This is a genomic window from Rohdeia mirabilis (genome assembly GCA_007750655.1).
Classification (GTDB): domain Bacteria; phylum Planctomycetota; class UBA1135; order UBA1135.
The window spans coordinates 681,250-707,802 of sequence record CP036290.1 but is presented as its reverse complement, the minus strand read 5'-3'; the positions used below and the strand labels follow the sequence as shown (position 1 = coordinate 707,802).

Here is a 26,553-nt window from a genome sequence, read left to right as displayed (position 1 = left end):
CGACGCCGCTCGCACGTCGGTGCGCAGGCTCAGCCCGCGGCGTCCGCGTCACCGTCGAGCGCGGCTTCCGGTTCGGCCTCGGCCGCCAGCAGCCCCTCGACGTCGGCGAAGCGCACGTAGTAGCGCAGCATCAACTCGGGGCTGCGCTTGCCGACCTTCGAGATCCGCACCTCGTAGGCCCGTCCGGGCGCGCAGTTCATCGAAGCGCCGCGGAAGATGACCTGGCCGGCGTAGATCGACAGGTGGTCGAGGCGCATCGGCGCGCCGCGCACCAGGTCCTCGTCGAGCGCGAACAGCTCGACCACGAGATCGTTCGGCTGCAGACCGTCGAGCACGCCGCGGCGGAAGCGCACGCTCCAGGCGGCGCCGTCGACGATGTGGTCCGTCGAGTACACGCCCGGCGCCGGGTAGGCCACGTACTCCCACTTGGTCTGTCCGCGGCTCTCGTCGAACGACCACATGGCCGAGAAGCGTCCGTCGATGCCGAAGCCGGTCTTCAGCATGGCCGGATTGAGGCACCAACGGCGGTGGCCGACGCGATCGATGTTCGACGGGTCCGAGTCGTCCATGTAGCTGTCGATCGAACCCGGAAGCGTCGAGCCCAGCGCGAGGTTCGACTTCGACGTGCCCTCGTAGGCCACCTTGTACTCGTCCTCGGGCAGCCCAGGATTCTTCGGCGTGTGGTCGAGTCGCCCGAGCACCGTCAACATCCGTGCGGCCGCGGAGCAGTGCCAGTTGAACCTGTCGTCGAGCCGCATGTCGGCCCACTCGAGGCCGGAGAGTGCGCGGTACTCCATCAGGCGCCTCAAGGCCGCGACGCGCTCGGTCGCGAGCTCGGCGTCGATCTCGCCCTCCTCGTCGCTCTGGAAGACGGGTTCGATCTCGAGCGCACGCACCGCGCGCAGGTCGTCGGCCACCGCGTCGATCGAGCGCGGGAACGGGTTCACGAAACCGTCCAGCTCGACCAACTCGCCGTCCTTCCACTCCTGCTCGCTGACCACCTCGCCCGCGCGCCGATACTCGAAGTCGCCGTCCGCGAGTCCGTCGTCGTACTTGCCGGTGACCCGCCGCTCGCCCTCTTCGTCGAACTCGGAGTAGCGCCCGTTGAGCAGGCCCTTCTTGTACGAGCAGTCGATGAAGCGCTCGCCGTTCGGATGGAAGGACTCGTAGCGGCCGTTGAGTTCGCCCTTGGCGTACTTCGCGCGAACGACGAGCTGTCCGTCGATGCGGTACTCGAGGAACGTGCCGTGGCGCCGCCCTTCGTCGTCGACCTCGTACACGCGACGCGGCGCGCCACCGGGCCAGGTCTCGACGACCTCTTCGCGAGCGACCGCCGCCAGATCGTTCCCCCACTCGGGGACGCTGCTGTTCGCGCGGAGGACGTCGACGGTCGGAAGGGCGAGCGGAACTCCGGCGCCGGCAAGGGCGACGAAGAGGGCGAGGAAGGTGGGTCGGATGGGCATGGACCTGGTTGGATCGCGGCCGGCGGCGGACGACTGAATAGCCGAGCGAACGGGCCCGCGTACGGAACGACCGGCGAAAAGGCGCGAGAGGGGCGGATCCTGGGCGCGAACCCCCTCGTCCGACGTTCGAAGGCCGCGCGCGGGCCCCGAACCGGGGGTGCTCCGAAGCGCCCGTCCGGGTCGGTGCGGGTCCCAGGTCGCGCCGAACCGTCCCGCAGCGCGCCTCGTCCCGGACCCAGGGGTCGGGCGCGGCTCCCATCACCGCGTTCGACCCCGTTCCGGTCGGGCGGTGCGCGATCAGGAGGGCCGCGACGCGAACCGTTGCGCAACGGCGCGCGCGACCCGGCGTCCGTCGATCGCCGCCGAGACGATGCCGCCGGCGTAGCCCGCTCCTTCGCCGGCCGGGAACAGACCGACCACGTCCGGACTCATCAATGTCTCGTCGTCGCGCGGGATGCGCACGGGCGACGAGGTGCGCGATTCGACGCCGACCAGTTGCCCGATCTCCGACACGAAGCCGGGCATGCGGTGGTCGAAGCCGATCAGGCCGTAGCGCAGTCGAAGGGCCATGCCGCGCGGCAGAACCTCGCGCAGATCGGTGGGCTGGAGTCCAGGCACGTAGCTCGTCGGCAGCGTGTCGCTCGAAGCCACGCCGTCCACGAACTGGTCCACGCGCTGGGCGGGCGCGCGACCGTGTCCACCACCGACGACGGCAGCGCGGCGCTCGAGTGCCTCCTGTAGCCGCACGCCGTAGAGCGGATCGTCCGCGGGTTCGTCGGGCGCGGGCGGCAGCTCGGGCAGTCGTTCGCGCCAGCCCCAGCGTTCGGCGCGCGCACCGCACCAGTCCTCGGGCTCGATCGCGACGACGAGGCCCGAGTTCGCGTGGGGCGAGTCGCGTCGCGACAGACTCATGCCGTTGACGACGAGCCGATCGTCGGCCGTGCTGGCCGGAACGATCCACCCGCCCGGGCACATGCAGAAGCTGTAGACGCCGCGGCCGTCGGCCTGTTGGACGAGTTCGTAGAACGCCGCCGGCAGCTCGCAGGTCTCCGCGAGACCGCCGTACTGGTGGCGATCGAGCCAGGGCTGCGGATGCTCGCCGCGCACGCCCATCGCGAAGCCCTTGGGCACGAGTCGCGCGCCGGCTTCGACGGCCATGGCCAGTGCGTCGGGGGCGCTGTGGCCGGTGGCGAGCACGACGGCGTCGCACTCGAGGCGTTCTGTCCCGTCGTTCGAGTCCTCCGCGGTCGAAACCGTGTGGACCGCGCGCACGGAACGCGCGCCGCGTTCGCCGTCCGTGCACTCGATCCGCGTCGCACGCGTCTGGTAGCGCACGTCCACACCGCCGCTCACGAGCGTCTCGCGCAGGGCCTTCACGACCTCGGGCAGCTTGTTCGAACCGATGTGCGGGCGCCACTGGTAGGCGATGTCCGCACGCGCGCCGTGGGCCACGAGCAACTGGAGGATCGCGCGCACCTCGCGCTTGTCGCCGCTGCGCGTGTAGAGCTTGCCGTCCGAGTAGGTGCCCGCTCCGCCCTCGCCGAAGCAGTAGTTGCTGTTCGGGTCGATGCCCTGTCCGCGGTTGGCGCGCGCGAGCGGGCGGCGGCGCTGTTGCACGTCGCCGCCGCGGTCGAGCAGCGTCACGGCGAAGCCCGCGGCCGCCAGTTCCAGCGCCCCGAACATGCCCGCTGGTCCAGCGCCGACCACCACGACGCGCGCGGCGCCCTGTGCCGGTCGCTCGAGCGCGGGCGGAACCGGCGCGGCGGGCACGTCCCGTTCTTCACCGACGAGCCAGACGCGCGTGGCCAGCTGCCACCGGCGTTGGCGCGGCCGCGCGTCGAAGCTCAGCTTGAGCGGCTGGACGTGCGCGATCCGGTCGGGGCGCACGTCGATCCGGGCACAGACCGCGTCGAGCACCGCCGCGCGGTCGAGCACGGGGTCCGCGAACGCGCCGGGCGCGAGGTGGATCTGGACGTCCTGGGGGGGCACGGTGGTTCGGAACGAGAGCGGGAAGCGCGCGAACGCTACTCGTTCGCCGCGGCGTCCGCTCGTGCCTGGGCCGCAGCGCGCAGGACGGCCGGATCGGGCGGCGGGAAGGCGGGTAGAGACTCGTCTGCCAAGTCCTCCGCCAGGCGCACGTTCGAGATCAGATAATCCTCCCACTCGACCCGCATGTCGAGCGGGCCCTGGACCACGTACTCGGTTCCGGGGACCAGTTCGATCAACTGCACGTGCGGCCCTTCGGGGAGCGCGTCGACGACGACGGCCGCTGGATCGAGACCGGGCTCGGGGATCTTGATGAGCGTGATCGGCTCGGTGCCGGAGTCCTGTTGGATCATCCTCCACATGTGATCCTTGCAGTGCGGGCAGGAGTCGCGATAGAGCACCCAGGTCCCGGGCATCATGAATTCGACGGGTTCGGGCAGGTACTGGGCCAGGTCGATCTCGATCGCCGAGGTCCCCTCCCACTGCTCGACCTCGAAGATGAAGAACGCGGCGCGCGTGTCGCCGTCGGGCGTGGCGACCGGGCGTCCGCGGTCGTAGACCCAGGGCGCGGCGATGCCGGCCAGGGCGACCAAGGCCACGGCGGGCAGCGGAGCGCTCCACAGCCGCGCGGACCACGGCCGCATGGCCAGGATCGCTGCGAGCAGGAAGCCGTCGATCCCGATCATCACCTCGGGCGCAATCGTGACCTTCGAACCGAAGCAGCCGCAGCTCGCCTCGTCGGACAGTGCGAGCGGCACCAGGATCGCGATGAACACGAGGTACTGCAGCGCCAGGAGCACCCAGCCGATGCGCGGCCGCAGCAGAGCGACGACGACCACGAACAGCTCGATGCCGATCGCGAGCTTGTAGAGCAGGCCGATCTCGATCGGCCCCCCGTGCAGGAGAGCCGGCAGGTCGTTCGGGCTGCCGGCGAGCCACTTGTAGCTGGCGCCGACGGCGAGCCACACCGCGGCGAGGAGCACGGCCACGGCGGCGAGCGGACGACGGGCGGCGGTCGAGGATTCGGTCACGGTCGGTGGTCGGGGGCGCGGGGGTGCGGCGCGTCGAACGCGCTCGAGGGCGTCCCACCTTAGCCTCGGCGCGCCCCGCGGTCCCCCGCTCGCTCGCGTCGGTCGAGGGTGGCTCCGTACGTTCGGACCATGGAGGGAGGATCGGGTCGGGGTGGGCGCGGCCGTTCGGGGGATCGGCGCGCGCGGGTGGAGCACGGACGGCGAGGGGGTGGGCGTTCGACCCGTCCGCTCGTGGCCAGCGCCGTGTGTCTGGCGTCGATCGTCGGGCTGGTGCTGATCGAGCGCGACGGCTCGGGCGGCGCGGCCGAGCACCTGGGCGACGGCGCCGTGCAGCGCGCAGGACGCGGGCTCTTCGCCACGCTGGGTCCGCTGGCCGTGGATGACGCGACGCACGAGGACTCGGCGCCGTCCGACGCGCCCGCGGACGAGGTCGTCGCGCCCGTCGAAGCGGAGTCGGCCGCCGACCTGGTCGGCGCTGGCGAACCGCTCGACCGAGCTGCGCAGACACGCGCCTGGTACCTCGAGAACATCGAGGGGTGGATCGACGACCTGCGCGACGACCACAGGCGCGAGAACGCCTCCCGGGCCCGCAACTACCTGCGCGCGGACGTGCCCGAGATCGTCCCGGCCCTGCTCACCGCACTGCGCTCCGACGACAAGCAACAGCGGCACTACGCGGCGCACCTGTTGATCGAACGCGGCCACGAGCCGACGGCCGACCTGATCGAGGTGCTCGTGGACGACCTGCGCCATGATGCCCTGTACGAGCGCAACGCACAGGACGCCGTGACGTGGCTCGACGACCACCTCGACGTCGCCAGGCATCGACTCGGCGTGGCGCTCCTGTCCGACGACGTGCAGCAGCGCTTCACCGCCGCCTACCTGCTGGCCCGCGGCGGCTTCCACGAGACGCGCGCCGCCGCCTGCGAGATCTTGATCGAGCACCTGGGCGACAACGACATGCCGCGCGACGCCGAGCTCGCACGCGAGGCGTTGACCCAGCTCAGCTACCTCGTTCTGCCGCAGGTCCTCGTCGCCCATCGGAACGCCACCGATCGCCAGGCGCTCGACTACTTGGACCGCATCCAGCGGGACATCCTGCGCCGCGCGGCCGATCCCGCATCGAGCCGCCCCGAGCACCTGGGGACGAACAGCTACCTGCCCTACCGCTGGATCGGCTGGTCGTTCGACTGAGTCGGCTCGGCGTCGACGGCCGCCCACATGTCGTCGGCCGCGCGCTCGGCCCGGCCGTCCTCCGCGAGCTTCTCGAGACCGGCCAGGAGCGAGCGCAGCGCGAGTCGCCTCAGTCCGGGCGGCGCGTCGTCGTAGACCAGATCGACCAGATCGTCCAGCGCGACCGGGCCCGCCGCCGCGAGCTGGCGCGCCAGTTTGCTCTCGCGCGCCGAACGGTGGCGCAGGTAGGCCGCGAGCACCGCGTTCCCGTCGGGCGCCGCGGGACCGTGCGACGGGAGCAGCACTCCCAGATCCAACGCGTTCATGCGTTCGAGGCTCGCCAGGTAGGTCCGCAGGTGCCCCTCGGGTGGATCGATCACGATGGTGGACAGGGTCGAGACCAGGTCGCCGGCGACGATCGCGCGTGCGTGCGACTCCACGAAGCACAGGTGCCCGCGATCGTGTCCGGGCGTGTGGTGCACGGCGAGGTTCCAGCCCTTCGAACCGTCGGGCGCGGTGCCGAGGTCGAGCACCTCGCCGCCGTCGAGCTCGACGGGCGTGCGCGCGGGCACGGGCAGCCGCGCGAGCGTCAGCGGATGCGCTTGCACCGGCAGACCGAAGCGGCGCGCGACGGCGTCGACCGCGCCGGTGTGATCGGGGTGGTGGTGGGTCACGAGCACGCCGACGAGACGCTCACCGTGCGCTTCCTCGAGGTAGTCGACGAGCCGCGCGGTCTCGCCCGGATCGGTGCACGCGGGATCGACGACGTAGGCGCGTTCGTGGCCGACGACGTAGCAGTTCGTCGTGGTCGCGGGCGGGATCGTCGCGGTCCGCACCGGCGCCATCGCGATGCCGGGCGTCGGCGAGACCACGTGCAGCGCGCCGCGATCGACCGCGAAGCTGTAGGCGTGCGCGGCGTCGCGCGCGGCGCCCCAGCCACCTTCCGCGCGTTCGAGAGCCTCGAGCAGTGCGACGACCGGCGGCACGAGCAGGACGCCGCCGCGCCGCCAACTCGCGAGCAGATCGGCGGGCTCGAACCAGGCGCCCTCGACCAACTCGCCGTCGACCACCACGGGCTCCTCCCCCGCCGGCAGTTCGAGCTCGAAGTACAGGGCGCGATAGCGGCGCGGCGCGAACCGCGGCGTCGTGGCCCAGGTGATCGAACGCAGGGCGTCGAGGCACTCGGGGGCGGCGTCGACCTGGAGGCGGAAGCGCTGACCCGCGACCCGTTCGCGTTCGCCGCCGGCCAGGAGTTCGGCGCGCAGTCCGTCGCGCTCGGCGCCCATCGACCGCGCGAGAGACTCGGGCAGCACGCCGACCTCCTCCTCGAGCTCGCGCAGGGCGCAGACGCGCAGCGAACGCTCCCACCGAGGATCCGGGGGCCCGGGGCCGTCGGCCAACGGATCGAGCTTGCCACCCGCCAGCGCCCAGTAACCCGGGAAGAACGCCAGCTTCGGATTGCGGCGCACCAGGTACCAACCGCGCGGCCCGGTGAGCAGCACGGCGGCCGACCACTGGAACTCGTCGTCCGCGCCCTGGGCGGTCGGCAGTGCCGCGAGATTCATCGGCGCGGGAGGGGCTGGAACGGCGATCGGAGCATGTTGTCGACGATGGTGGCACACTGCGGGCCGTGGACGAATCGGTGCACACTCGATTGCTGCGCTTCCTCGACCAGGCGCGCGTGGCCTACCGGACGGTCGAACACCCGCCGGCCGGCCGCAGCGTGGATGCGGCGGCCGCGCGCGGCGAGTCGCTCGAGATCGGCGGCAAGGCGCTCGTGGTCAAGATCGACGACGTGTTCGCGCTGTGTGTGCTGCGCGCCCACCAGCGGCTCGACTCGGGCGCCCTGCGGCGCGCGCTGAAGGCCAGCCGGACGCGCTTCGCCTCGCGCGCCGAACTGCTCGAACTAACGGGCCTCGAGCCCGGGACGGTGCCGCCGTTCGGACCGCCGGTGCTCGGCCTGCCCCTGCTGCTGGACCGGGGCGTGCTCGACAACGAACGGATCGCCTTCAACGCGGGCTCGCTCGAGCACTCGATCGTGATGGACGTCGCCGACTACGTGCGCTGTGCGCGCCCGCGCCTCGTCGACCTGGCGCGCGACCCGGTCCCGGGCGACGCGCCCACGACGCCCGAGACCGGCGCGCGTCGCGACTGACGCGCGCCGGTCTCGGGCCGGGGCGAGAACTCGCGCTCAGGCGTCGACGAACTCGACCTCGAGCCGCTGGCCGGGCAGGACCTCGACCTCGCGCACCTGGAGCACGACGGGTTCCACGTCGCCGCGCGTGCCCTTCTTCAGCTCGAGCTTCCAGTCACCGGGCTCGAGGGCGTCGAGCGATCCACCGTTGCCGCGCCACAGGTACGCCTGTTGCACGGCCGAGCCGTCGGCCTTGGTGGCGGTGATCTGGTAGAAGCCGGTGTTCGCGCCCTTGACCGAGAGGCCGATCGATCCGGCGGGCTCGACGACGATCCGCATGCCGGTGCGCAGCTCGTCGGGAGCGAGCACGAAGACCTCGGTCTCGGCGCGCAGGGCGTTCGGATGGGTGACGACCAGTTTGATGGGCGCACCGCTCTGCAGGCCGCGCAGCTTGAAGGCACCGGTCGCGTTGGTGCGTCGACCCGGGGCCGATCCCACCGCCTCCAGCTGCACGACGCTCGGATCGTCGAAGTTGCCCCAGCTGCCCCAGGGGTCCTCGGTGCGTTCGCCGTCCTGGGCGACGGCCACGACCTCGGCTCCGAGGATCGGGTCGCCCGACGTGTCCACGACCACTCCCTCGATACCACAGATCGACAGCGCGACGTCGACGCCGACCTCGGCTCGATCGAGCGTCACACTCTTCGTCTCCTCCATCGCGCGCTCGTCGTGTGCGACGCGCACGACGTACTCGCCGTACTCGAGGTCGTCGACCGTGAAGCGACCGTCGGCGCCCGTGGTGGTGGAACTTCCACTCACCATGCGCCCACCCCGGCGTCCACTGCGCTGCCAACGCTGCTCGTCGTTGCCGTCGGCGCGACCGATGGACACGTTCGCGTTCGCGAGCGGCTGCCCACCCTCGGTGACGCGCCCGACCACGCGACCGCGGGCCGGGCCGAGGAGCACCACGTCGGCGCGCGTACCGGGACCGACCATCGCCGTCTGCCAAGCCGTCTCGGCCTCACCGTTGCGCGGTTCGATGCGGAACTGGTGTTCTCCGGGGACCAGTCCCTTGAAGCGCGCTCGGCCGCGATCGGACGCCTTGAGCCGGGTGCGCACCTCGTCGTCGCCGGGGGCCTTGTGCTCGATGCGCACGCCGCCCAACTCGTTGTTGTTGACGTCGAGCGCGATCGCCGTGATCTGGCCCTCCTCCGACAGCAGCACCTCGAGGTCCAGGTCCTCGGCGCCGAGCACCACGCGCTGGACGAAGTCCGCGTAGCGCGTGCGGCTGATGACCAGTTCGGCGGGTTCGGAACCGAAGCCGTCGAGGCTGGCGCGTCCGTCCGATCCGGTCTTCGTCTTCTTCTGAGGAGCGGCGAGCATCTCCATCCCGCGCCAGCTCGTGCTCTCCTCGCCCTCGTCCTCGTTCAGTTTGGTCAGACGCACGATCGCCGAGTTGATCGGGTCGCCGTCGCTCGCGTCCTTGACGACGACGTTGATGCGTCCGGTGGGCATCAGCGCGATCTCGCCGAGGTCGATGTCGACCCCGTCGCGGATCTTGATGTCCGCTCGCGTGAAGGCCTCGTAGCCGGGTGCGTCGATCTCGAGGCGCCACTCGCCATCGCTCCAGAACACCGCGTCGCTCTCGTACAGATCGGTGAAGGCGCCCCGCCCGTCGCGGTGTTCGGTGCGCACCTCGCCGTTGGGGGTGGTCATCGTGCGCACGTTGGCCTGTTGGCCGAAGCGCGCGGTGAAGAGCTCGATCGGCGTCGTGTCGGTGGCATCCACGACCTGGAAGCGCAGCTCGGCGCCCGGCTTGTACTGGAGCTCGACCTCGACGTCGAGCGGCTTGATCGTGACCGTCTCGGACCGCGTCCAGGTCATGCCGGCGAAGGCCATGAGACCGGAGTCGGCCGGCGCGATCTTGACCTCGTACTCGACTTCGCGGTCGAGGCCGCGAATCTCGAAGCGGCCCTCGCTGTCGAGTTCACCGCGCGGGCGCTCGAGCGCGCGTCCGCCGAAGAACGGACGACCTTCGGTGGGCGTGGCTTCGACCTTGAACTCGGGGTAGCGATCGGGATCGAGCCCCTTCACCGAGCCGGCGATCGATCCACCGGGCGGAATCTCGAACCACAGGCCGTGCAGCACACGGCCGGTGTCCAACGTCTCGCCCCTGAACGTCCGCTGCGGCCGTTCGAACGCGCGCACCTCGACCGCCCACTTCCCGACCTTCACGCGCGGCAGCTCGAAGCGGCCCTCCGCGTCGCTCACGGCGTCCGGTTCGGGGTTCGTCAGCATGCGCATGCCGAAGTCGGGCCGGTCCGGATCGACGACGTAGAGCTCGGCGCCCTCGAGGGCCGAACCGCCGAGGTCGACGACGGTGCCGTGCAGGATCACGCCCGCCGCCACGGTCAGGTCCGGGATCGGCGACGTGAAGTCGGTCGGCAAGTCCATGCCGAAGGCCTCGAGCTTCGCGTAGCCGTCGGCTCCCACGTCGAACTCGACGCCCTTGCCCGGCAACCCGATCAGCTCGAAGTAGCCGAGCCCGTCCGTGGTCGTCTCCTGGCGCGTGAGCGCGTCCTCGACGAGCAGACCGATCAGCCCCTGGTCGCGCAGCGGCACGCGCATCTCCACCTCCGCGTTGGGTACGCCGCGCCCGCGCTGGTCCACGACGCGCCCCTTCATGACCGGCCCGGTCGGGATCTCGAGCTCACCCTTCGCGCGCGTCGGACTCGCGTCCACGGCCCGTCGTGCGGCGGCGCGCTCGGCCTCTTCGGCCACCTCGATGTCGGGCGCACGGTCGTTGGACGCGAGATCGACGTCGCCCAGCACGCTGAGTCCGCCGTTCTCCGACCGAGCCTCCGTGTCGGTCACGCCCACACGAGCCGTGCCGTCGGGCAGGAGGATCAGGGCGAGGGCGCCGGCGAGGAGGAGGATGAGACCGACGAGCAGGATGCGCGCGTTCATGGATCGACGTTGGGGAGGCGTGGGCGGACGGGGCGGCGGGCGGCACGTGCCCGCGCGGTCGCTCGACGGGGGGCGAGGACGTCGCGAGTTCCGGGGCGGACCTCGGACGAAGGCCGCGGTCGAGGCGGGAGTCGTGGGGAGCGACGAGCGGGGCGCGAGCGCGCACACCGGAGCACGGATCGCGGCGGGCGGATCCGTGCGGGATGGGGCCGCGCTGTACGAGACCCGCTGCCGGTGATTCTCAGTCTAGGGTGCGGACCGGGACGGCACGCGGGCCCGCGAGCGCTTCGGCCCCCGGGCGCGCCCGGATGCGGGCGCGGATGCTCGTGCGCCCCCTCCGCCACCGTGCGAGGCCGTGCGAGGCCGTGCGACGCGAACCGAGCGGGGTGCCGGCCGACGGGCGGGGCCACCGGTTCGGCCGCTCGCCGCCGCTCGCCGCGCTCACTTCAGCCGCAGCGACACCGCCTTCTCGGCCTGGCCGTCGACGCTCACCCGACGCGATCTGGACCGGCCGTCGGGGTGCGTCACCGCGACGGTGTAGGCCCCGGGGGCGAGCGGTCCGACCCGGCGTTCGGTCGAGCTCGCCGCGCGTCCGAGGTCCGCGAGCATCTCCGACATCGACAGGAGTCCGGCGAACTCGTGCCCGCCGTCGTCGGTGACGCTGACGCGGACGTCGTGGACCGGCCCGTCCTCGGCCGCGATCCGCACGACGAGCACGGTCCCCTGCTCGAGCGTCAGGACCGGTTCGCCCGTCGACTCCGCGTCGATCGCGAACGGCTGGGACTCGAGACTGACGCGTTCGCCCTTGCGCGCCGAGACGCGGTAGGTCCCGGCCGCGAGTCCGTCGTAGCCGAAGCGCCCCGCGGCGTCGGAGGTGACGTACGAGATCCGGTCGACGAGCGCGCCGTCCTCGCCGCGCGCGAAGACGCTCGCCCCCGCGACCGGTGCTCCCGAGCCGTCGATCACGCGGCCGGTCAGCTTCACGGCGGGCTCGAGCACGAAGTCGACGGGCCCGAACCGCTCGCCGTCGCTCACGTGCACGCCGGCTCGCGTCGCGCGCCCGTGGACGCTCCCGCCACCCAGCATGCCGGCGAACGCCGCCCCACCCGCCGCGACCGAGTACGAGTCGGGCCGCAGGTAGCGGGCTTCGTAGCGCCCGTCCGCGTCGGTCAGCGTCTCGACGTGGTTGCCGCCGAGCGAGTTGCCGAGCAGGGTCGCACCGTCGGGCGTGACGGTCACGCGCACGCCGGACAGCGGCTCGCCAGCGGCGCTCGTGACGCGACCGGCGATCGAGGCCCCGGGCAGTTCGAGGACGACGTCGTGCTCGGTCGCGCCGACGGGCACGTTCTCGACGAACTCGATGCTGTTCTGGCCGCCGCCCTCCATCCCGCTCTGGACGGTCAGATGCAATGGCCCGGCTTCGTCGAGACGCACTTCGAAAGCGCCGTCCGCATCGGTGACGATCATCTTGAGGCGGCTCAACGTGTCGCCGTCACCCGCTTCCGACAGCGCGCTGATCATCGCGCCCTCCACCGGTTCACCGGCGTACAGCACGCGCCCGCGCAGGTCGACGGGGTTGGCCGGCGGTGCTCCGAGGACGACGTGCACGGTCTCGTCCTCGACGATGTCGACGGTCGCCATCTTCAACTGGGCGAACAGCTCCGCTGCGCCACCGTCGTCGTCGTCGAGCGAGGAGTCGTCGTCCATGTAGTTGGGCGTCGCGATCACCTGCCACTTCCCGGGCTCGAGGCTCTCGAGCTCGAACGCGCCGTCGTCGTCGGTGGTGACGATGCGCTGGAACGCGTAGTCGGGCATGTCCTGGACCGAGACCATGCGACCCTTCGAAGGCTGGCCGTCCTCGCCGAAGACCTGTCCGGTCAAGGTCCCGCCGCGGCGCAGAGCGATCACGACGTCCTGGGTCGTGACACCGGCGACCGCATCGACCGGAGTCGGCGCGCTGGCGGCGTACCCGTCGAGATCGGCCACCAGGTTCAGGCTGCCGGGGCTCAGCTGCTCGAGCAGGAAGCGGCCGTCGACGTCGGTGAAGACCTCGGCCACGCCGCCCGACTGCATGGCTTCGATCCGGCGCGCCAGGTCGAGGCGCACGGAGACGCCCGCACCCGCGACCGGTGTCCCCGCTGGGTCGACGACGATGCCCGCCACTCCCGCCGCCAGCGCGAGCTCGAAGACCGGCACGTCCGCTCCTTCGGCCTGGGGCACGTCGATCTCGCGGCGCGCCGAGGTGGACCGGCCTTCGGCACCGACCTCGATCTCCCATGCTCCCGGTTCGAGGTCGAACAGCGCGAAGTAGCCGTCGTCCGCGCTCTCGAACGACTTCTCGCGACGCTCGGCACCGATGCCGAACATCGCGCCGCTGCCCGCCAACGTCGCTCGCACCGAGAAGTCCGCGAGCGGCTCGCCGTCGTCCGCCGCGACGACTCGGCCGCGCAGCGCTTCGAGGCGCTCGAGGACGAGGACCACGGGTTCGGGGCCGGGCTCGACGTTCTTCGCCCGCGCGCGCCAGACGTCACCGCGCGGCGCGTCGCGCTCGGGAGCCGCGTCGGTGTCGTCCACGGGCGCCGGGGTGCTGGTGTCGGCCCGAGCGGTCAACGCGAAGACGCTGTCGCTGAGGCCCTCGAGCGTGAACCGACCGTCCGCGTCCGTGGTCGCGTTCGATCCGCGCGTGCGTTCGATGTCGGCGCCCGTCATGCCTCCACCACCCAGTCGCGACAGGTCCGCGCCGGCGACGACGCTCGCACCAGCGGCCGGCGATCCGTCGGGGAACTCCACGCGACCGCTGATCGACGCACCGCGCGTCAGGACGACGACGACGCCGTCGTGCACCGCTCCGTCCACGAACTCGAAGTCGAAGCGCTCGCGCGTCTCCAGGCGTCGTTCGGCGCTCGCGATCAGGTCGACGACGCCCGCGGCCACGTTCCGCAGCTCGAACGAGCCGTCCGCTCTCGTCGTCGCCTGGGCCAACGTGCCGACCGCGTTCGAGAGCGCGCCGCGATACCGAGCTTGCACCTGGGCGCCGCCGATCCCAGCACCCGCTTCGTCGACGACGCGGCCACGAACGAGCGCCCCTCGCCCGAGCACGGCCTCGAGCACGCGGTGTTCGCCCGGTTCGAGCCGCAGCCCGAGCTCGAGGTCGACCGCGTAGCCCTCCGGGCGCACCAACAGCCCGTACGCGCCCACGGCCGGTACCGCGCGGAACTCGAACGCGCCACCGTCGCGCGTCTCGGTCTCGCGCGTCGTTCCGAACGTCGCGATGGCCGACATGTCGAAACCGGAGAGGACGTCGGGGCCGAACTCGACGCCGAGGCCCGCCGCGATCCGTTCGCCGGCGGCGGCCGCTTCGAGCGGCGGCACGACCGCACCCGTGACCCAGGCTCCCAACTCGCCGGTCAGGACGACGAGCTTCCGAGCCGGCAACGCGACGCTCGTGGTGGCGAGCGAATAGACGTAGCGACCCGTCACCGCCAGGTGCACGGCTCGGGTCCCCGCGGGAACGTCGAGCCGGAACGACCCGTCCGACTCGACCAGCGTCGTGCCCAGCAGGGTCGACGCGTCCCCGTCGCTCGCATCCGGGTCCGCGCCGCTGGTCGCGAGATCGAACGCCCGTCGCGCTGTGGCGTCCCCGCCGACCAACGCGCGCAGCGTGTGCTGACGGTCGACCGCGAAGACGACCAGGCGCTCGTCGCTCGGCGTGCCCGGCGGCGCCTCGACCCGACCCTCCACGAGCACGGCCACCGCGCCCGCGACGTTCGCCTCGAGCTCGTCGACCGACGCGCCCACGTCCGCCCGCTCGTCGTCGCCGGTGGACTCGGCGGTGCTCGCCAGGTCCACGTCCGCGAGCTCGTCCTGCTCCCCTTCGACGCGGTCGACGGAGCCGATCCGGTCCGGCGCCCCGTCGTCGCCCGTCAGCATCCAGACGAGCCCCGCCACGGCCGCGAGGGCGACGACGAGCACGAGGAGGAGGGTCGGGTTCGAGCGCGAGCGGGGGTTCTGGCTGTTCATGACGATCGGCCTACTGTCCGAAGGTGGGTCCATTCGATGCCTTCGCGGTCACGACCCAGGCTACTCACCACGGCCGACCGGACCGCATCCGTCCTCGCGGCCCGCGTCGGACGACCGCGAACGACTCGCGCGGGACGACCGCCCGCGCACGCACCGACCTGCGCAGCTCCCCTGCTACCGTTCTCCCATGTCCCGTCCCAACGTCTACGTCCTCTACACCGGCGGCACGATCGGCATGCGGCCCTCGGCTTCCGGCTACGCGCCCGAGGGCGGGTACCTGGCCGAGCTGATGGGCGAGATGCCCGAGCTGAGCGGCCCGGAGATGCCCGACTTCGTGCTGGAGGAGTGCGATCCGCTGCTCGACTCGGCCAACATGCGCCCGGCCGACTGGTTGCGGATCGCGGGGCACATCGAGCGCAACTACGACGCGTTCGACGGCTTCGTGGTGCTGCACGGGACGGACACGATGGCCTACACCGCCTCGGCGCTGCCGTTCATGTTGCAAGGGCTGTCGAAGCCCGTGATCCTGACCGGTTCACAGATCCCGATGGGTCGCGCGCGCTCCGACGGCCGCGACAACCTGATGACGAGTCTGGCGATCGCGGCGCGCGGCGACGTGCCCGAGGTCTGCGTGTACTTCGCCGAGAAGCTCATGCGCGGGTGCCGCACCGTCAAGGTCAACGCCGACGGCCTCGACGCGTTCGACTCGCCCAACTACCCACCGATCGGTCTGGCCGGGATCGAGATCAAGATCCGCCACGAGTACGTGCGCGCGGCGGGCGACGAACTCGAGCCGTTGCGCGTGCAGCCGCTGGAAGGCCCGATCGTGGGCGCGTTGCGTCTGTTCCCCGGCATTTCGGCGCAGATGCTGTCGAACGTGCTGCGCGCGCCCTTGCAAGGACTGGTGCTGGAGACCTACGGGATCGGCAACGGGCCGGCGAACGACGAAGCGTTCCTCGACGTGCTGCGCAGCGCGACCTCGGGTCCCGATCCGATCGTCGTGGTGGCGACGAGTCAGTGCGTGCGCGGCACCGTCGACCTCACCAGCTACGCGACCGGTGCGGCGCTGCGCGAAGCGGGTGTGCGTTCCGGTCACGACATGACGACCGAAGCGGCGCTGGCGAAGCTCTACTACCTGATTCGGATAGGTCTGTCGCCCGCGGAGATCGCCGAGCAGGTCGAGTACAACCTCGTGGGAGAGCTGACGGAGGCCGAGGTTCCGCAGCTGTAGCGTCGCGACCTCAGATCAGGTGCGGCATCAGCGCGCTGGCGATCGACAGCACCAACAGGAAGCCGCACATGTCGGTGACCGTCGTCAGGATCGGTCCCGACGCCAGGGCGGGGTCCTTGCCGAAGCGCTTGAGCACGAGCGGCACCGCGCCGCCCACGGAGACGGCGATCACGGTGTTGATCGAGAGCGCGGCGCCGACCACCAGGCCCAGCCACGCGTTGCCCTTCCAGATCCAGGCCACCGCACCGATCAACAGACCCAGCGCGGCGCCGTTGATGAGTCCGACCTGCACCTCCTTGCGCCAGACCCACAGGACGTCCTTGGGCTTGATCGCTCCGAGCGCCAGTTCGCGCATCGAGACCGCGACGGCCTGATTGCCCGAACAGCCGCTCATGTCGGAGATGATCGGGAGGAACACCGCCAGTGCGATCACGGCCTCGAGCGTGTCCTGGTGCGCAGCGATGATGCTCGCGGCCAGGATGTTGAGCAGGATGTTGACGCTCAACCACGCCAATCGGCTGCGCGAACGATCGACGAGCCGCATCGAACGCAGCTCCTCGTCGATGATGCCCTGGGAACGGCGGTGATCACGCTCGGAACGCTCGCCGGAGGCTTCCTGCACGTCCGCGCGCTGGACCACGCCGCGCAGCACCCCGACGTCGTCGACGACCGGGACACCGAGGTAGGCGCGCGCGTCGAAGACGTCGAGCAGTTCGTCGAGACTCGCTCCGGTCTGCACCGCGAGCGGTGAGCGGATCATGAAGTCCTCGAGCGTGCGCCACGACGGCGACAGCAGGAGGTCGCGCAGGCGCAACACGCCGGTCAAGCGCCCGTCGCCGTCCGTGACGTAGATGTACTGGATCGAATCGTCCTCGACCTGGTCGGCGCGGCGCCGCAGGTCCGACACGACCGAGCCGGCGTCCGTGGACTGGCGGAACGACACGATGTCCGTGTTCATCAGGCCGCCGGCGGAGTCGGGCGAGAAGCCCGCGATCTCCTCGGCCAATCGCGCCACGTCGGCGGGCAACTCGGCCAGGACTGCCACGGCGTCCTCCGGATCCAGCGCGGCGATGAGGTCGGCCTGTTCGTCCGACGGCATCTGCTCGAGCACGCCCGCCGCCACGGAGGGCTCGGCGGCCTCGAGCAACTCACCGCACTGGGCGTCGACGAGCTGGTCCATGAGCTCGGCCGACGCCTCGGGGCCGAGGACGTCGAGCAGGCGCCCGCGCCGGTCGCGGTCGAGGCGCTCGATCGTGCGCGACAGGTCGCTGGGGTCGCTGGCCTCGAGGAACTCCGCCAGGCCCAGTCTGTCGGACGCGTCGACGAGTTCGGCGGCGCGTTTCCACGGCTCGTCGCGCTCCACCTCGGCTTCCGCGTCGAACGCGGGCGGCGGACCTTCGGCCACGACGGTGACGTCGGGCTCCTCCTTCTGGGCCGGTCGCTGCTCGGGATCGAAGTCCACGCCGCGATCCTACGCGGCGCCGTGGTTCGCACCAGCGACGACTCGCGGTTGCCGGCACGCCGTCGAGAACGGAGCGGGCCGGCCGACCGGAGCACACCTCCGATCGGTCGGCCCTTCTCGTCGAGGACGAGAGTCCGTTCCGGTGCGGGCCCTCCCGCGGATCACATGCGCTGCATGTGCAGCACGAGGAAGACCGGCGTGGCGCCGACGCCCCCCAGGACCGTGAAGCGACCAGGCTCGAGCTGAGCGCTGGTCCTGAAGCGCTTCATGTCGAACCCACCAGTCGATCGTTGTTGGTTGAACTCGAAGTTCATCTGCTCGAGGCCGAGCACTCCCGACTCGCGGTCGAACGTCGTCGGCTGCAGCCCGAGCATGAACTGCGAGCCGTCCGCGAGCGTGTCCGTGACCTGGCGTTCCGCCATCGCGTCGCCCTGAAGGACCCCGAACGAGAGGGTCTGGAAGCCCTCGACCGGCAGGATCGCACCGAGATCGCGAACCAGGTCGGCCGGCAGCCCCTGGTCGAGGTCGGCGGACTCGATCCCCTCGGACTCCATCGTCTCCGCGTCGACGCCGCGAACCAGGTAGTAGGTCATGCGCACCTGGGGTTCGGGCTGGTCGATCTGCTCGAGCACGCGGCGGATCTCAGCGATCATCGGCACCGTCTCGCGCACGATCACCGAGCCGGTCTCGTACTCGATCGTGACGCTGGTCGGCGCGTCGGGGACGCTGCCGAAGCCCTGGGTGCGCGCGCCGAAGTTCATGAAGGGGCGCAGGGCCACTTCGGCCACGCCGGGCGAGGCGAACCGCAGTCGGTACTGGAAGGTCGTGACCCGCGTCGCATCGTTGGAGCCGTCCCCGCGCGCGGTCGTATCGCCGTCGTCGAGGTCGCGCAGCAGACCGAGCACGCGTTCCATCAGGTCGGCCTCGGCGGCGACCAGGATCGTCGAGCCGAGTGTCTCGAAGGTGACGGCTTGGAACATGCCGCTGCCCTGGACGTCGCCGACCACGCCGGCCGAGAAGATCAGCCGCTGGGCGAGCGACGACAGGCGGCCCGCATCCATGTTCTGCGGCTGGAAGTAGGCCACGGACACTTCGTCGACGGCCTCCTGGTCCTGGGTCAGGCGGTTCTTCGCCTCCTGGGGGGCGATGGACACCGGCTCCATGGCGGGTGCGTTGAAGAAGCAGAGGGCCCCGAGCAGGGTCGTCGGCAGGGCGAAAGTCAGGTTCGTCATCGGTTCTCTTGGTTCTCGCGCCGGGGCGCGGGGTCTGTGGAAGGACTCTCGTTCGGTTCGACCCACACCAGTTGGACGCTGCCGCGACTCAGCGTGAGTCGCCCTCCAGCGTCGATCTCGGTGCGAGTCCTGTCGTCGTCGGGAAACACGTCGAGCACGCGGTCGTCGCGCTCGGCGGCGGTGTGCACGGAGTCGTCGCCCGGCCCGGCTTCGGCGAGGCGCGGCCCGTCGGGCACCGCGGGCGCCACGTCCGTCGCCCGCGGACCGCTCAGCAGGATCGACAGACCGGCGAGCAGAGCGGCGGCGACGGCCAGGAGCGCCGCCGTGCGCACGACGCGGCGCCGACGCAGCACGAACGGCACTTCGACGGGAGGCGCTTCGAGCTGGTCCCAGGTCGCGCGCAGCCAGTCGACGGCCGCTCCGGAACGTTCGTCGCGCGGCGCGTCGCTGTGGTCGGGTTCGGGCGTCTCGAGCTCGGCCCACAGGGCGCGCAGGTCGTCGATGGGATCGCGTCGGTCAGCCACGTTCGCCTCCCGAGTCGGTGGATCGCCCCGCCAGTCGCGGTTCGAGCAGCTCGCGCAGCCGGCGGCGTGCCAGGGTCGTCAGCGACCGCACCGTGCTCTCCCCCACCTCCATCGCCAGGGCCACCTCGGCCGTGGTGAACTGCTCGAGCTCGCGCAGCACGAAGGCCTCGCGCTCGCGCTCGGGAAGCCGCTGCAGCACGTCACGCACGATCTGTTGGAGCTCGGCCTGGGACGCGATCTCGCTCGGATCGGGCAGCGGCAGCTCGGGACGTTCGCTCGCGCCCGCCTCCTCGGCCCGGCGGCGCGCGTCGATCCGACGGCGCCGATCGCGGCACAGGTTCACGACCACCTTCGTCCGCCAGGCGGCGTAGGGCACCGCGGGGTCGCGGCGGTCGAGTCGGTCGGCGAGTTTCAGCATGGCGTCCTGAGCGAGGTCGTCCGCCTCCGCGGGGTCGGCCACCAGGCCCAGGCACGTGCGCCAGACCCGCGGATGCTCCGCGCGGTACCAGCGCTCGATCGCTCGCGGCTCGCGGGCCGCGAGGGCCTCGAGGAGTTCCGGATCGACTCCGGCCCTCTCGGACCGGTCCGACGCTGGTCCGTGGGGATCAACCATCGCTCACGAGGCTGACGCGCTCGGGCCGCGCAACGCTGAGGAGAAAGGCCGAAATTCCAGGGCCCGCCCCACCCGGACCGAGCCCCCGCGATCGCCCCAGGCCTCCGTGCGAACGTCGCGGCGTCGCGGGTGGAGCCGAATCGACCCGAGGGGCGACGGCGGGCTATCCTCGAAGAGACCCATGACCATCGACCCCGAGACAGGAATCGCGCCCGAGTTCGGCGGCCACAGTGCCGTCGACGCCTGTCTCGTCGAGCTGAAGAAGGGCGACACGAGCGCTCTCGAGCGGCTCCTCGAGCACGTCTATCCCGAGCTGCGGCAGCTCGCGGGCGCGATCTTCTCGGACCAGCGCCGGGGGCACACCCTCCAGCCCACGGCGCTCGTCCACGAGGCCTGGTTGAAGCTCGCCGGCAACCTGCGCTCCATCGAGGACCGCCGCCACTTCTTCGTCGTGGCGGGCATGGCGATGCGCCAGATCGTCGCCGACCACGCTCGCGGCAAGCTGGCACAGAAGCGCGGAGGCGGAAACAGTCGCGTGACGCTCGACGTTTCGCTCGCCCGGCGCGAGGGGGAAGCGGTCGACATGGTCGCGCTCGACGACTGCCTGGAGCGGCTGACGACGCTCAACGAACGCCACGGCCGAGTGGCCGAGCTGCGCCTCTTCAGCGGCCTGTCGATCGACGAGACGGCCGAGGAGTTGGGGGTGTCGCCGCGCTCGGTCGACTCGGACTGGGCGATGGCGAAGGCCTGGCTGCGCAGTCAGTTGGCCTGACGCGGCGAGCGCTCAGCGCCCGCGCACCGCTCCGGCGGCCTTCGGTCGGGCGTCGAAGAGTCGGATCGACGTGTCGTCCCCCATCACCACCAGCTGGCCGCCGTCGTGGCTCCACGCGAGATTGCGAACGCCGGTGTCGAACGTGAAGGTGGCGGCGAGCCGACCGCTGCGCGCGTCCCACAGCCGCAGCGACCGGTCACCGCTCCCCGTGGCCAGGCGCGCGCCGTCGGGCGAGTAGGCCACGCAGCGCACGCGGTTCGTGTGCCCCGCGAGGACGTGGACCTCGCTCCAATCCTCGATCGCCAGGACTCGCACCGTCCCGTTGTCCAACGCGAAGGCCGCGTGCCGACCGTCGGGGGACACGTCCACGTCGAGCGGATCCACGTTCCCGAGGCTCGGTCCGGGCTCGATCCGGTCGCCGTCGTCGAGGTGGACGATGGAGGTCGATCCGGTCGCGCCGTTCGTCGACGCGACGAGGAGTTGCGCACCACCGCGGATCCAGTCCACGTCGCGAACGATCCCGGCCTCCAGGGGCAACTTGCGTTCGACCGGCTCGGCGCCGACCTCGTCCGGCACCTCGACGAGACGCAGGTGGATCGCGCCGCCGAGGGCGATCACCTCCGGTCGCCAGGGATTCCACGCGATGTGCGCGCCGTAGGCCGTGGCGGCGCCGACCCAACGGCGAGCGTGCTCGCGGTCGTGTTCCCAGTCGTACACGACGAGATGCTCGCCCGAGTACCAGGCGAGGTAGCGGCCGTCGTCGCGCCACTCCACGAACGACCCCGAATGGATCTCGCGCGCCGGCGAGACGCGGCCGCCCACGATGGCCCGCAGCTCGGTCCCGAGGCCCGTGTCCACGGCGATCCAGTCGTCGTCCGGCCCGAAGGCGATCGCCGCTTCGGAAGTCCAGGCGCCCTCGCGACCCGGCACGAACCACTGCGCGGGGGTCGATGTGGACTCCCACAACCGCACGGTGCCGTCGAGCGACGCGCTCGCGAGCACGCCGTCCGACGGGCGCCAGTCGATGGCGTCGACGCTTGCCGCGTGCCCCCTCTTCAGCTCGAGGCGCCGACCTGTCGCGGTGTCGAAGACCTGGACCGAACGGTCCGCGCTACTGGTCGCGAGCCGCGAACCGTCCGCGCTCCACATCACGTCGACGACGCGCTGATCGTGGCCTTCGAGAAGCTGCAGGAGCTTCCAGTCCGCGTCGTCCGGTTCACCGGTCGCGAAGATCTCGACCGTCCCCCGCGAGCCAGCGACGGCGATGCGATCGCCACTCGGTGAGAACTGGATCCGCGTGATGTTGATCGAGATGTCCGCGGCGAACGGCAGGATGGGTCCGGCCTCGAACGTCGTCGCGTCGAAGGCCTGCGCGGCGTTGGCACGGTCCGTGGTCACGACCAGGTACGCGCCCGAAGGGTGGAAGCTGCACAGCCCCTCGTGACCGTAGAGATAGCGGTCCTCGTGCACGAGCTCGAGCTCCCAGGTCCCGCGGTCGAGCCGACGCACCGTTCCGTCGCGCCCCGTCACGAGCAGGTGGGCGCCGCTCGGATGCCAGGCCAGACCCAGTCCCTCGGTGTTCGTCGTGTACAGCGCGATCTGCTCCCAGGTGTCCGTCTCGTAGATCGCGACCTCGAAGGGTCCGGTGAGCGCCACGACGTCGCCGCTCGGGCTCCAGGCGATCTCGTGCACGTCGAACGCGTTGCCGAGGTTCGCGACGAACGCTCCGACGTCCCCGTCGTAGACCGCCGCATCGCGCTCGCCGGTGACGAAGAGGTCGCGACTCGGATGCCAACGCAGCGCCGTCAGACGCTCACCGCGATCGAGCACCGTCTCGTCGGCGCGCGTCAGTCGATCGAGCATGTACCACTCGAAGCCTCGACGGTCGGCGGCGCCGTCGCGCGGGTTCCACGGCGCGATCGTCTCACGAATGCGAGGTGCGCTCGAGGGCTCGAACGCGACGTCGGAGGCGAGCTGCATCTGCGCCAGGTACAGACTCGTGTCGAGCTCCGCGCCCAGCGCGTCGGCCTCGCGACGCCGTTCGTCGGCGAGGATCGCGAGGGCGGTGGACGTGACGACGCCGAGCGCGAGGGCGACGAGTGCGGCGACCACGCCCTTGTGGCGCCTGGCGAACTTGTGCACGCGGTACGCGGTGCTCGGTGGGCGCGCGGCGATCGGCTGGTCGGCCAGGTGACGGCGCAGGTCGGCCGCGAGAGCCTCGGCGGACTCGTAGCGACGCGGCGGCTCCTTCTCGAGCGCCTTGCCCAGGATCGTGTCGAGATCCCCGCGCAGGACCCGCCGGACCGCGCCGGCACGCTTGGGCTCCGCGCTGGCGACGAGCTGGATCCCCGCGGTGATCGACAGCCCGGTGGGGTCGACGGGCAGTTCACCCGCGAGGAGCTCGAAGGCCATCGCGCCCAACGCGTAGACGTCCGTCCGCGGCGTGATCTCCGCTTGCGAGCCCTGCAGCTGCTCCGGCGCCATGTACGCGAGGGTGCCGAGGATGCGGCCCTCCTCGGTGACCAGCGTGGACAGCAGCGTCGAGCTCTCGGTCGTGAAGGCGATACCGAAGTCGAGGACCTTCGGGCGCCCCGACGCGTCGACGAGCACGTTGTCCGGTTTGAGGTCGCGGTGCACGATGCCGGCGCGGTGCGCGTGGTGGACGGCGTCGCAGACTGCGGCGATCAACTCGATGCGCGCGCGGTCGTCGAGGCCCTCGCGTCGGACGTAGGAGCGCAGGTCGACCCCGTCGACCAACTCCATCGCGAAGAACGGTTGGGAGCCGCGCCCGGCGTCGAAGCTGCCCGCTTCGTACACCTGCGCGATGCCCGGGTGCGAGAGGCGTGCGAGGATGCGCGCCTCGCGCTCGAAACGCTGGACGCGCTCGGTGGTGAGGTGCCCCGGATGGATGAGCTTGAGCGCGACGCGGCGCCGCGGACTGCTCTGCTCGGCTTCGTAGACGACGCCCATGCCGCCCGCACCGATGCGATCGATCACGCGGTAGGCTCCGATCGTCTCGGGCAGCCAGCCGGCGTCCGTCGCCGGCATCGCGTCGATCTCGTCGGGCGTGTCGAACAGGCGCTCGAGCTGTTCGCGACCGCGATCGAGCGAGGCATCGGAGAAGGGCGCGTCGGCGTCCCCCATCGCCGCCATGAGCTTCTCCAGCTCCGCGCGCAGCTCCTCGTCGCCCGCACAGGACTCGGCCGCGAAGTCCGCACGCGCGTCGGGCGTCAGGTTTCGGGCTGCGTCGAAGAGGCGGTGCAGGCGCTCGTAGCGCGCGCGCTCGTCGGTGGCATCGGGGGGGAGGGAGTCGCCGGACATGGAGCGGGGGGAGTGTACGCGCCCGGAAGCGGACGGCTTCGGGACGTCGAGGGGACGTCGGGAGCGCACACGGGCCCCACCCGTCGGCCACAAACGACGTGCAGGCCGGTCGTTGCGACGCACCGGGCGCCCGTCCGCCGGGGGATCCTGCGCCCGCTGGACGAGGACCGCGTCCGGTTGGACGACGGAGCGCCCGTGCTCCGCCCTCCGCCAGCATCCGACCCACGACCACGACCATGCTCTCCCCGTCCACCCCCCACCGGTTCCAGCGCCGCGGGCGCCTCGCCGCCACGGTGCTCGCCTGCACCGCCATGCTCCCCCTGGCCGCCTGTAGCGGCGGTGGTGGCGGCGGCGGTGGCGGCTCGATCACCGTGCCCGTCACCGTCGCCACCATCGCCGATCACTGGAACCTGGAGCGCGAGGGCATCTGCGACGGCACGACCTTCGAGCTCGACGCCTACCCGCTCGAGATCCGCAACAACTTCGGCGTGCTCGAGGTGCGTCTGCGGTCGGGCGACAAGGTCTTCGCCTTCCCCGTGTTCGTGGACGGGCGCACGCTCCGGCTGATCGGTTCGGCGCAGTACGGCTCGGAGACCTGGACGATGGCGTCCTCCGGGCTCGAGGTCTCCCTCGACGGGAACACCATCGAGGGCGAGCTCGAGTACGTTCGATCGAGCGACGGGTGCACCGTGATCGACCAGGTGCGCGCGTACCGACAGGACGGAACGGGCGAGGTCCCCTTCGTCGGTCGTTGGAGCGTGAACACGGTCGTCCAGGCGCCTCCGGGCGCGCCGACGTGCGACGGCGTCGGCATCGCCGATCAGTCCACCTACCTCATCTCGCCGCGTCGCCAGGGCGCGTACAGCCTGTGGGACCTCGAACGCGAGCTGCGTTTCGACCTCGCGGCCCAGGGCGACCGACTGGTGGTCAGCGGGCAGTCCTTCGAACTCGACGGCCTGCACACGCCCCTGCCGTCGAGCGACCTGGAGTTCGACGCCGCGCAGCAGAGGATCGACGGCATGCTGGACACGGTCGTCGAGTCCACTTCGTCGACCTGCTACCGACGCCTCGCCTTCGCCGCCCAGCGGCCCACCACCGGCTGGCGTTGGATCCCGATCCTGAAGGACGTCGAAGGCGCACAGCGCCTGATGCTCCTCGGACTCGTCCAGTCGGAGGCACGCGACACGGGCATCGTGCTGGACAACATGGCCGTGCGGCTCGACCCCTCGCTGCTGTCCGAGTACGCCGGCGTCGCTCGCAGCACGGTGACCGACGAGCCGGTGCTCGGCCTCCGCCGTCGCGCCTCTTCGCTGTACTACGCCCACCAGGGCACGCTCTGGTCCCTCGATCTTCGGATCCGTACCGACGGTGCGGGGACCGAACTCCTCCCGGTCCCCGTCGACCTCGGGATCCCGGTCGCCGCCGACCCGGGTCTGCGCGTGTACTCCTCCGAGGGACCCATCGAGGCCGCGCTCGCCTACCGCGCTCCGGACGGCCGCTACGACGCGGTCCTCGTCGGAGCGGACGGGTCGATCCAGCCCTCCCAGGCGACGCCCTACCACTTCGAACCGATCGGCGTCACCACCGACCCGTCGACGGGTGCGGTCGATGCCGTGCTGATGCGGACCGGTTCGACCGGGCGCGTGCATCGTGTGGGACCGAACACCAACCAGTACCTGCTGGCCCTCGCACCGACCGTCCTGACCTGCGAGAACGGCTCGGCCTACGCCCAGGCCGACGTGGACGACGGTGGCTGGGTCGGCTGGTACGACTCGAGGGACGGGACGTCCGAGGTCATCGGCTCGTACCCCGGCCCCCTCGGCGCGGTCGACGAGAACCAGCTGTACTACTTCCAGCCCGACCTGGGGACGCCGGGACGGTTCCGTGTGCAGCGACGCACGCTGGACGACATCCACGAGGCGATGACCGCATCGGTCGATCACCTGGCCGGCGACAGCGTCTTCGACGAAGCCGCGATCGTCGTCACCGAGAACTTCGTGGTCTTCCAATTCTCGATCGGCCCGGGTGGCCGGCGCATCCAGGTCGTGCCGAAGAACCAACTCAACAGCATTCCCTACGACCTGGCCTTCAACTTCGAGCTCTTCGACCTGCGCGCCGATGTGGTCGCCGTGATGGACGACACCCTCTTCGTGCAGTTCCCCGGCATCGACACGCTCTACGCCTACGACGCGGCCGCGGGCGTCCGGCACCAGATCCCGGGCACGCGATACCTCGCGGAGATCCGGCCGACGTTGCTCGGTCCGGACGACCGCTACGACCCCGAGGCGCTCGTGCTCCAGAAGAACGAGGTGACGATCCAGCTGCTGTTCAGCGGCTTCGACAGCACGGACCCCGCCGCCGCGCCTCAGGATCTGATCACGCTGCTCGACTCGAAGGACCCGCGCATCGTGATGTACGGAGACCTGTTGGTCGGGGCGCTCGGCTACTCGCCGCCGGGGATGGACGGCACGCGCATCATCGTCAACCAGACGATCGTCGGGGGCGGCATCGGCTTTCCGGCCGAGTTCCAGGACGACCAGGTGGACCTCCCGATCCGCTGAGGACGAGGGCCGACGCTGGTCGCGGCCACACGGGCCGCGCGGACCGGCGTCGGCGCTAGATTGGGG

Annotated in this window: 16 protein-coding genes; 5 read left to right on the top strand and 11 right to left on the bottom strand. The window is 71.2% G+C overall.

Translation table 11 applies throughout. The features are described 5' to 3' along the window. Positions 1-29 precede the first annotated feature (29 nt). The 3 genes from Pla163_RS02565 to Pla163_RS18620 form a co-directional block, all read right to left on the bottom strand. On the bottom strand, positions 30-1,463 hold the full coding sequence (locus Pla163_RS02565; protein ID WP_145183096.1) for a hypothetical protein: 1,434 nt from the start codon (positions 1,461-1,463) through the stop codon (positions 30-32). Between the two features lie 297 nt (positions 1,464-1,760). Then, positions 1,761-3,452, bottom strand: a complete 1,692-nt coding sequence (locus Pla163_RS02560) for an NAD(P)/FAD-dependent oxidoreductase (RefSeq protein ID WP_419186234.1) — start codon at positions 3,450-3,452, stop codon at positions 1,761-1,763. A 35-nt stretch (positions 3,453-3,487) separates the two neighbouring features. Further along, the gene (locus tag Pla163_RS18620) at positions 3,488-4,480 is read right to left on the bottom strand and encodes a MauE/DoxX family redox-associated membrane protein (RefSeq protein ID WP_419186233.1); all 993 of its coding nucleotides are present in this window, start codon (positions 4,478-4,480) and stop codon (positions 3,488-3,490) included. 231 nt (positions 4,481-4,711) lie between these two features. On the opposite strand from Pla163_RS18620, the gene Pla163_RS02550 reads away from it, so the two are divergent. Further along, complete coding sequence (locus Pla163_RS02550; protein ID WP_145183093.1) at positions 4,712-5,674, top strand: hypothetical protein; 963 nt, start codon at positions 4,712-4,714, stop codon at positions 5,672-5,674. On the opposite strand, the gene Pla163_RS02545 is transcribed toward Pla163_RS02550, so the two are convergent. Continuing rightward, positions 5,644-7,218: an MBL fold metallo-hydrolase gene (locus Pla163_RS02545; protein WP_145183090.1), complete on the bottom strand. Its 1,575-nt coding sequence runs from the start codon at positions 7,216-7,218 to the stop codon at positions 5,644-5,646. The two genes, Pla163_RS02550 and Pla163_RS02545, sit on opposite strands and share 31 nt — an antisense overlap. Positions 7,219-7,295: 77 nt before the next feature. Between Pla163_RS02545 and Pla163_RS02540 the strand changes: the two genes are divergently transcribed. Then, on the top strand, positions 7,296-7,808 hold the full coding sequence (locus Pla163_RS02540; RefSeq protein WP_419186232.1) for a YbaK/EbsC family protein: 513 nt from the start codon (positions 7,296-7,298) through the stop codon (positions 7,806-7,808). A gap of 36 nt (positions 7,809-7,844) precedes the next feature. On the opposite strand, the gene Pla163_RS02535 is transcribed toward Pla163_RS02540, so the two are convergent. Beyond that, positions 7,845-10,751 (bottom strand): carboxypeptidase-like regulatory domain-containing protein, encoded by a 2,907-nt coding sequence (locus Pla163_RS02535; RefSeq protein ID WP_145183084.1) that lies wholly within the window; start codon positions 10,749-10,751, stop codon positions 7,845-7,847. 441 nt (positions 10,752-11,192) lie between these two features. After that, positions 11,193-14,771 (bottom strand): carboxypeptidase regulatory-like domain-containing protein, encoded by a 3,579-nt coding sequence (locus tag Pla163_RS02530; RefSeq protein ID WP_145183081.1) that lies wholly within the window; start codon positions 14,769-14,771, stop codon positions 11,193-11,195. Between the two features lie 187 nt (positions 14,772-14,958). On the opposite strand from Pla163_RS02530, the gene ansA reads away from it, so the two are divergent. Next, positions 14,959-16,002, top strand: coding sequence for an asparaginase (gene ansA, locus Pla163_RS02525; RefSeq protein WP_145183078.1), 1,044 nt, complete (start codon positions 14,959-14,961; stop codon positions 16,000-16,002). Between the two features lie 10 nt (positions 16,003-16,012). On the opposite strand, the gene mgtE is transcribed toward ansA, so the two are convergent. The 4 genes from mgtE to Pla163_RS02505 form a co-directional block, all read right to left on the bottom strand. Continuing rightward, on the bottom strand, positions 16,013-17,464 hold the full coding sequence (gene mgtE / locus Pla163_RS02520; RefSeq protein WP_419186231.1) for a magnesium transporter: 1,452 nt from the start codon (positions 17,462-17,464) through the stop codon (positions 16,013-16,015). Positions 17,465-17,625: 161 nt separating this feature from the next. Further along, positions 17,626-18,696: a secretin N-terminal domain-containing protein gene (locus tag Pla163_RS02515; RefSeq protein ID WP_145183074.1), complete on the bottom strand. Its 1,071-nt coding sequence runs from the start codon at positions 18,694-18,696 to the stop codon at positions 17,626-17,628. Continuing rightward, positions 18,693-19,220, bottom strand: a complete 528-nt coding sequence (locus tag Pla163_RS02510; protein WP_145183071.1) for a hypothetical protein — start codon at positions 19,218-19,220, stop codon at positions 18,693-18,695. Before Pla163_RS02510 ends, Pla163_RS02515 begins: the two co-directional genes overlap by 4 nt. Further along, positions 19,213-19,833: an RNA polymerase sigma factor gene (locus Pla163_RS02505; RefSeq protein ID WP_145183068.1), complete on the bottom strand. Its 621-nt coding sequence runs from the start codon at positions 19,831-19,833 to the stop codon at positions 19,213-19,215. The genes Pla163_RS02510 and Pla163_RS02505 overlap by 8 nt, the downstream gene beginning before the upstream one ends. Positions 19,834-20,014: 181 nt before the next feature. On the opposite strand from Pla163_RS02505, the gene Pla163_RS02500 reads away from it, so the two are divergent. Beyond that, positions 20,015-20,605 (top strand): ECF-type sigma factor, encoded by a 591-nt coding sequence (locus Pla163_RS02500; protein ID WP_145183065.1) that lies wholly within the window; start codon positions 20,015-20,017, stop codon positions 20,603-20,605. Positions 20,606-20,617: 12 nt separating this feature from the next. Here Pla163_RS02500 and Pla163_RS02495 read toward each other — a convergent pair whose 3' ends face one another. After that, positions 20,618-23,926: a serine/threonine-protein kinase gene (locus Pla163_RS02495; protein WP_145183062.1), complete on the bottom strand. Its 3,309-nt coding sequence runs from the start codon at positions 23,924-23,926 to the stop codon at positions 20,618-20,620. A 236-nt stretch (positions 23,927-24,162) separates the two neighbouring features. Between Pla163_RS02495 and Pla163_RS02490 the strand changes: the two genes are divergently transcribed. Beyond that, the gene (locus Pla163_RS02490; RefSeq protein WP_145183059.1) at positions 24,163-26,487 is read left to right on the top strand and encodes a hypothetical protein; all 2,325 of its coding nucleotides are present in this window, start codon (positions 24,163-24,165) and stop codon (positions 26,485-26,487) included. Positions 26,488-26,553: the final 66 nt, after the last annotated feature.

What these genes read in the sequence shown, in the direction of transcription:
- Pla163_RS02565 (WP_145183096.1), bottom strand. Translation starts at nt 1,463, where the DNA reads ATGCCCATCCGACCCACCTTCCTCGCCCTCTTCGTCGCCCTTGCCGGC.
- Pla163_RS02545 (WP_145183090.1), bottom strand. Translation starts at nt 7,218, where the DNA reads ATGAATCTCGCGGCACTGCCGACCGCCCAGGGCGCGGACGACGAGTTC.
- Pla163_RS02535 (WP_145183084.1), bottom strand. Translation starts at nt 10,751, where the DNA reads ATGAACGCGCGCATCCTGCTCGTCGGTCTCATCCTCCTCCTCGCCGGC.
- Pla163_RS02530 (WP_145183081.1), bottom strand. Translation starts at nt 14,771, where the DNA reads ATGAACAGCCAGAACCCCCGCTCGCGCTCGAACCCGACCCTCCTCCTC.
- ansA (WP_145183078.1), top strand. Translation starts at nt 14,959, where the DNA reads ATGTCCCGTCCCAACGTCTACGTCCTCTACACCGGCGGCACGATCGGC.
- Pla163_RS02515 (WP_145183074.1), bottom strand. Translation starts at nt 18,696, where the DNA reads ATGACGAACCTGACTTTCGCCCTGCCGACGACCCTGCTCGGGGCCCTC.
- Pla163_RS02505 (WP_145183068.1), bottom strand. Translation starts at nt 19,833, where the DNA reads ATGGTTGATCCCCACGGACCAGCGTCGGACCGGTCCGAGAGGGCCGGA.
- Pla163_RS02500 (WP_145183065.1), top strand. Translation starts at nt 20,015, where the DNA reads ATGACCATCGACCCCGAGACAGGAATCGCGCCCGAGTTCGGCGGCCAC.
- Pla163_RS02495 (WP_145183062.1), bottom strand. Translation starts at nt 23,926, where the DNA reads ATGTCCGGCGACTCCCTCCCCCCCGATGCCACCGACGAGCGCGCGCGC.
- Pla163_RS02490 (WP_145183059.1), top strand. Translation starts at nt 24,163, where the DNA reads ATGCTCTCCCCGTCCACCCCCCACCGGTTCCAGCGCCGCGGGCGCCTC.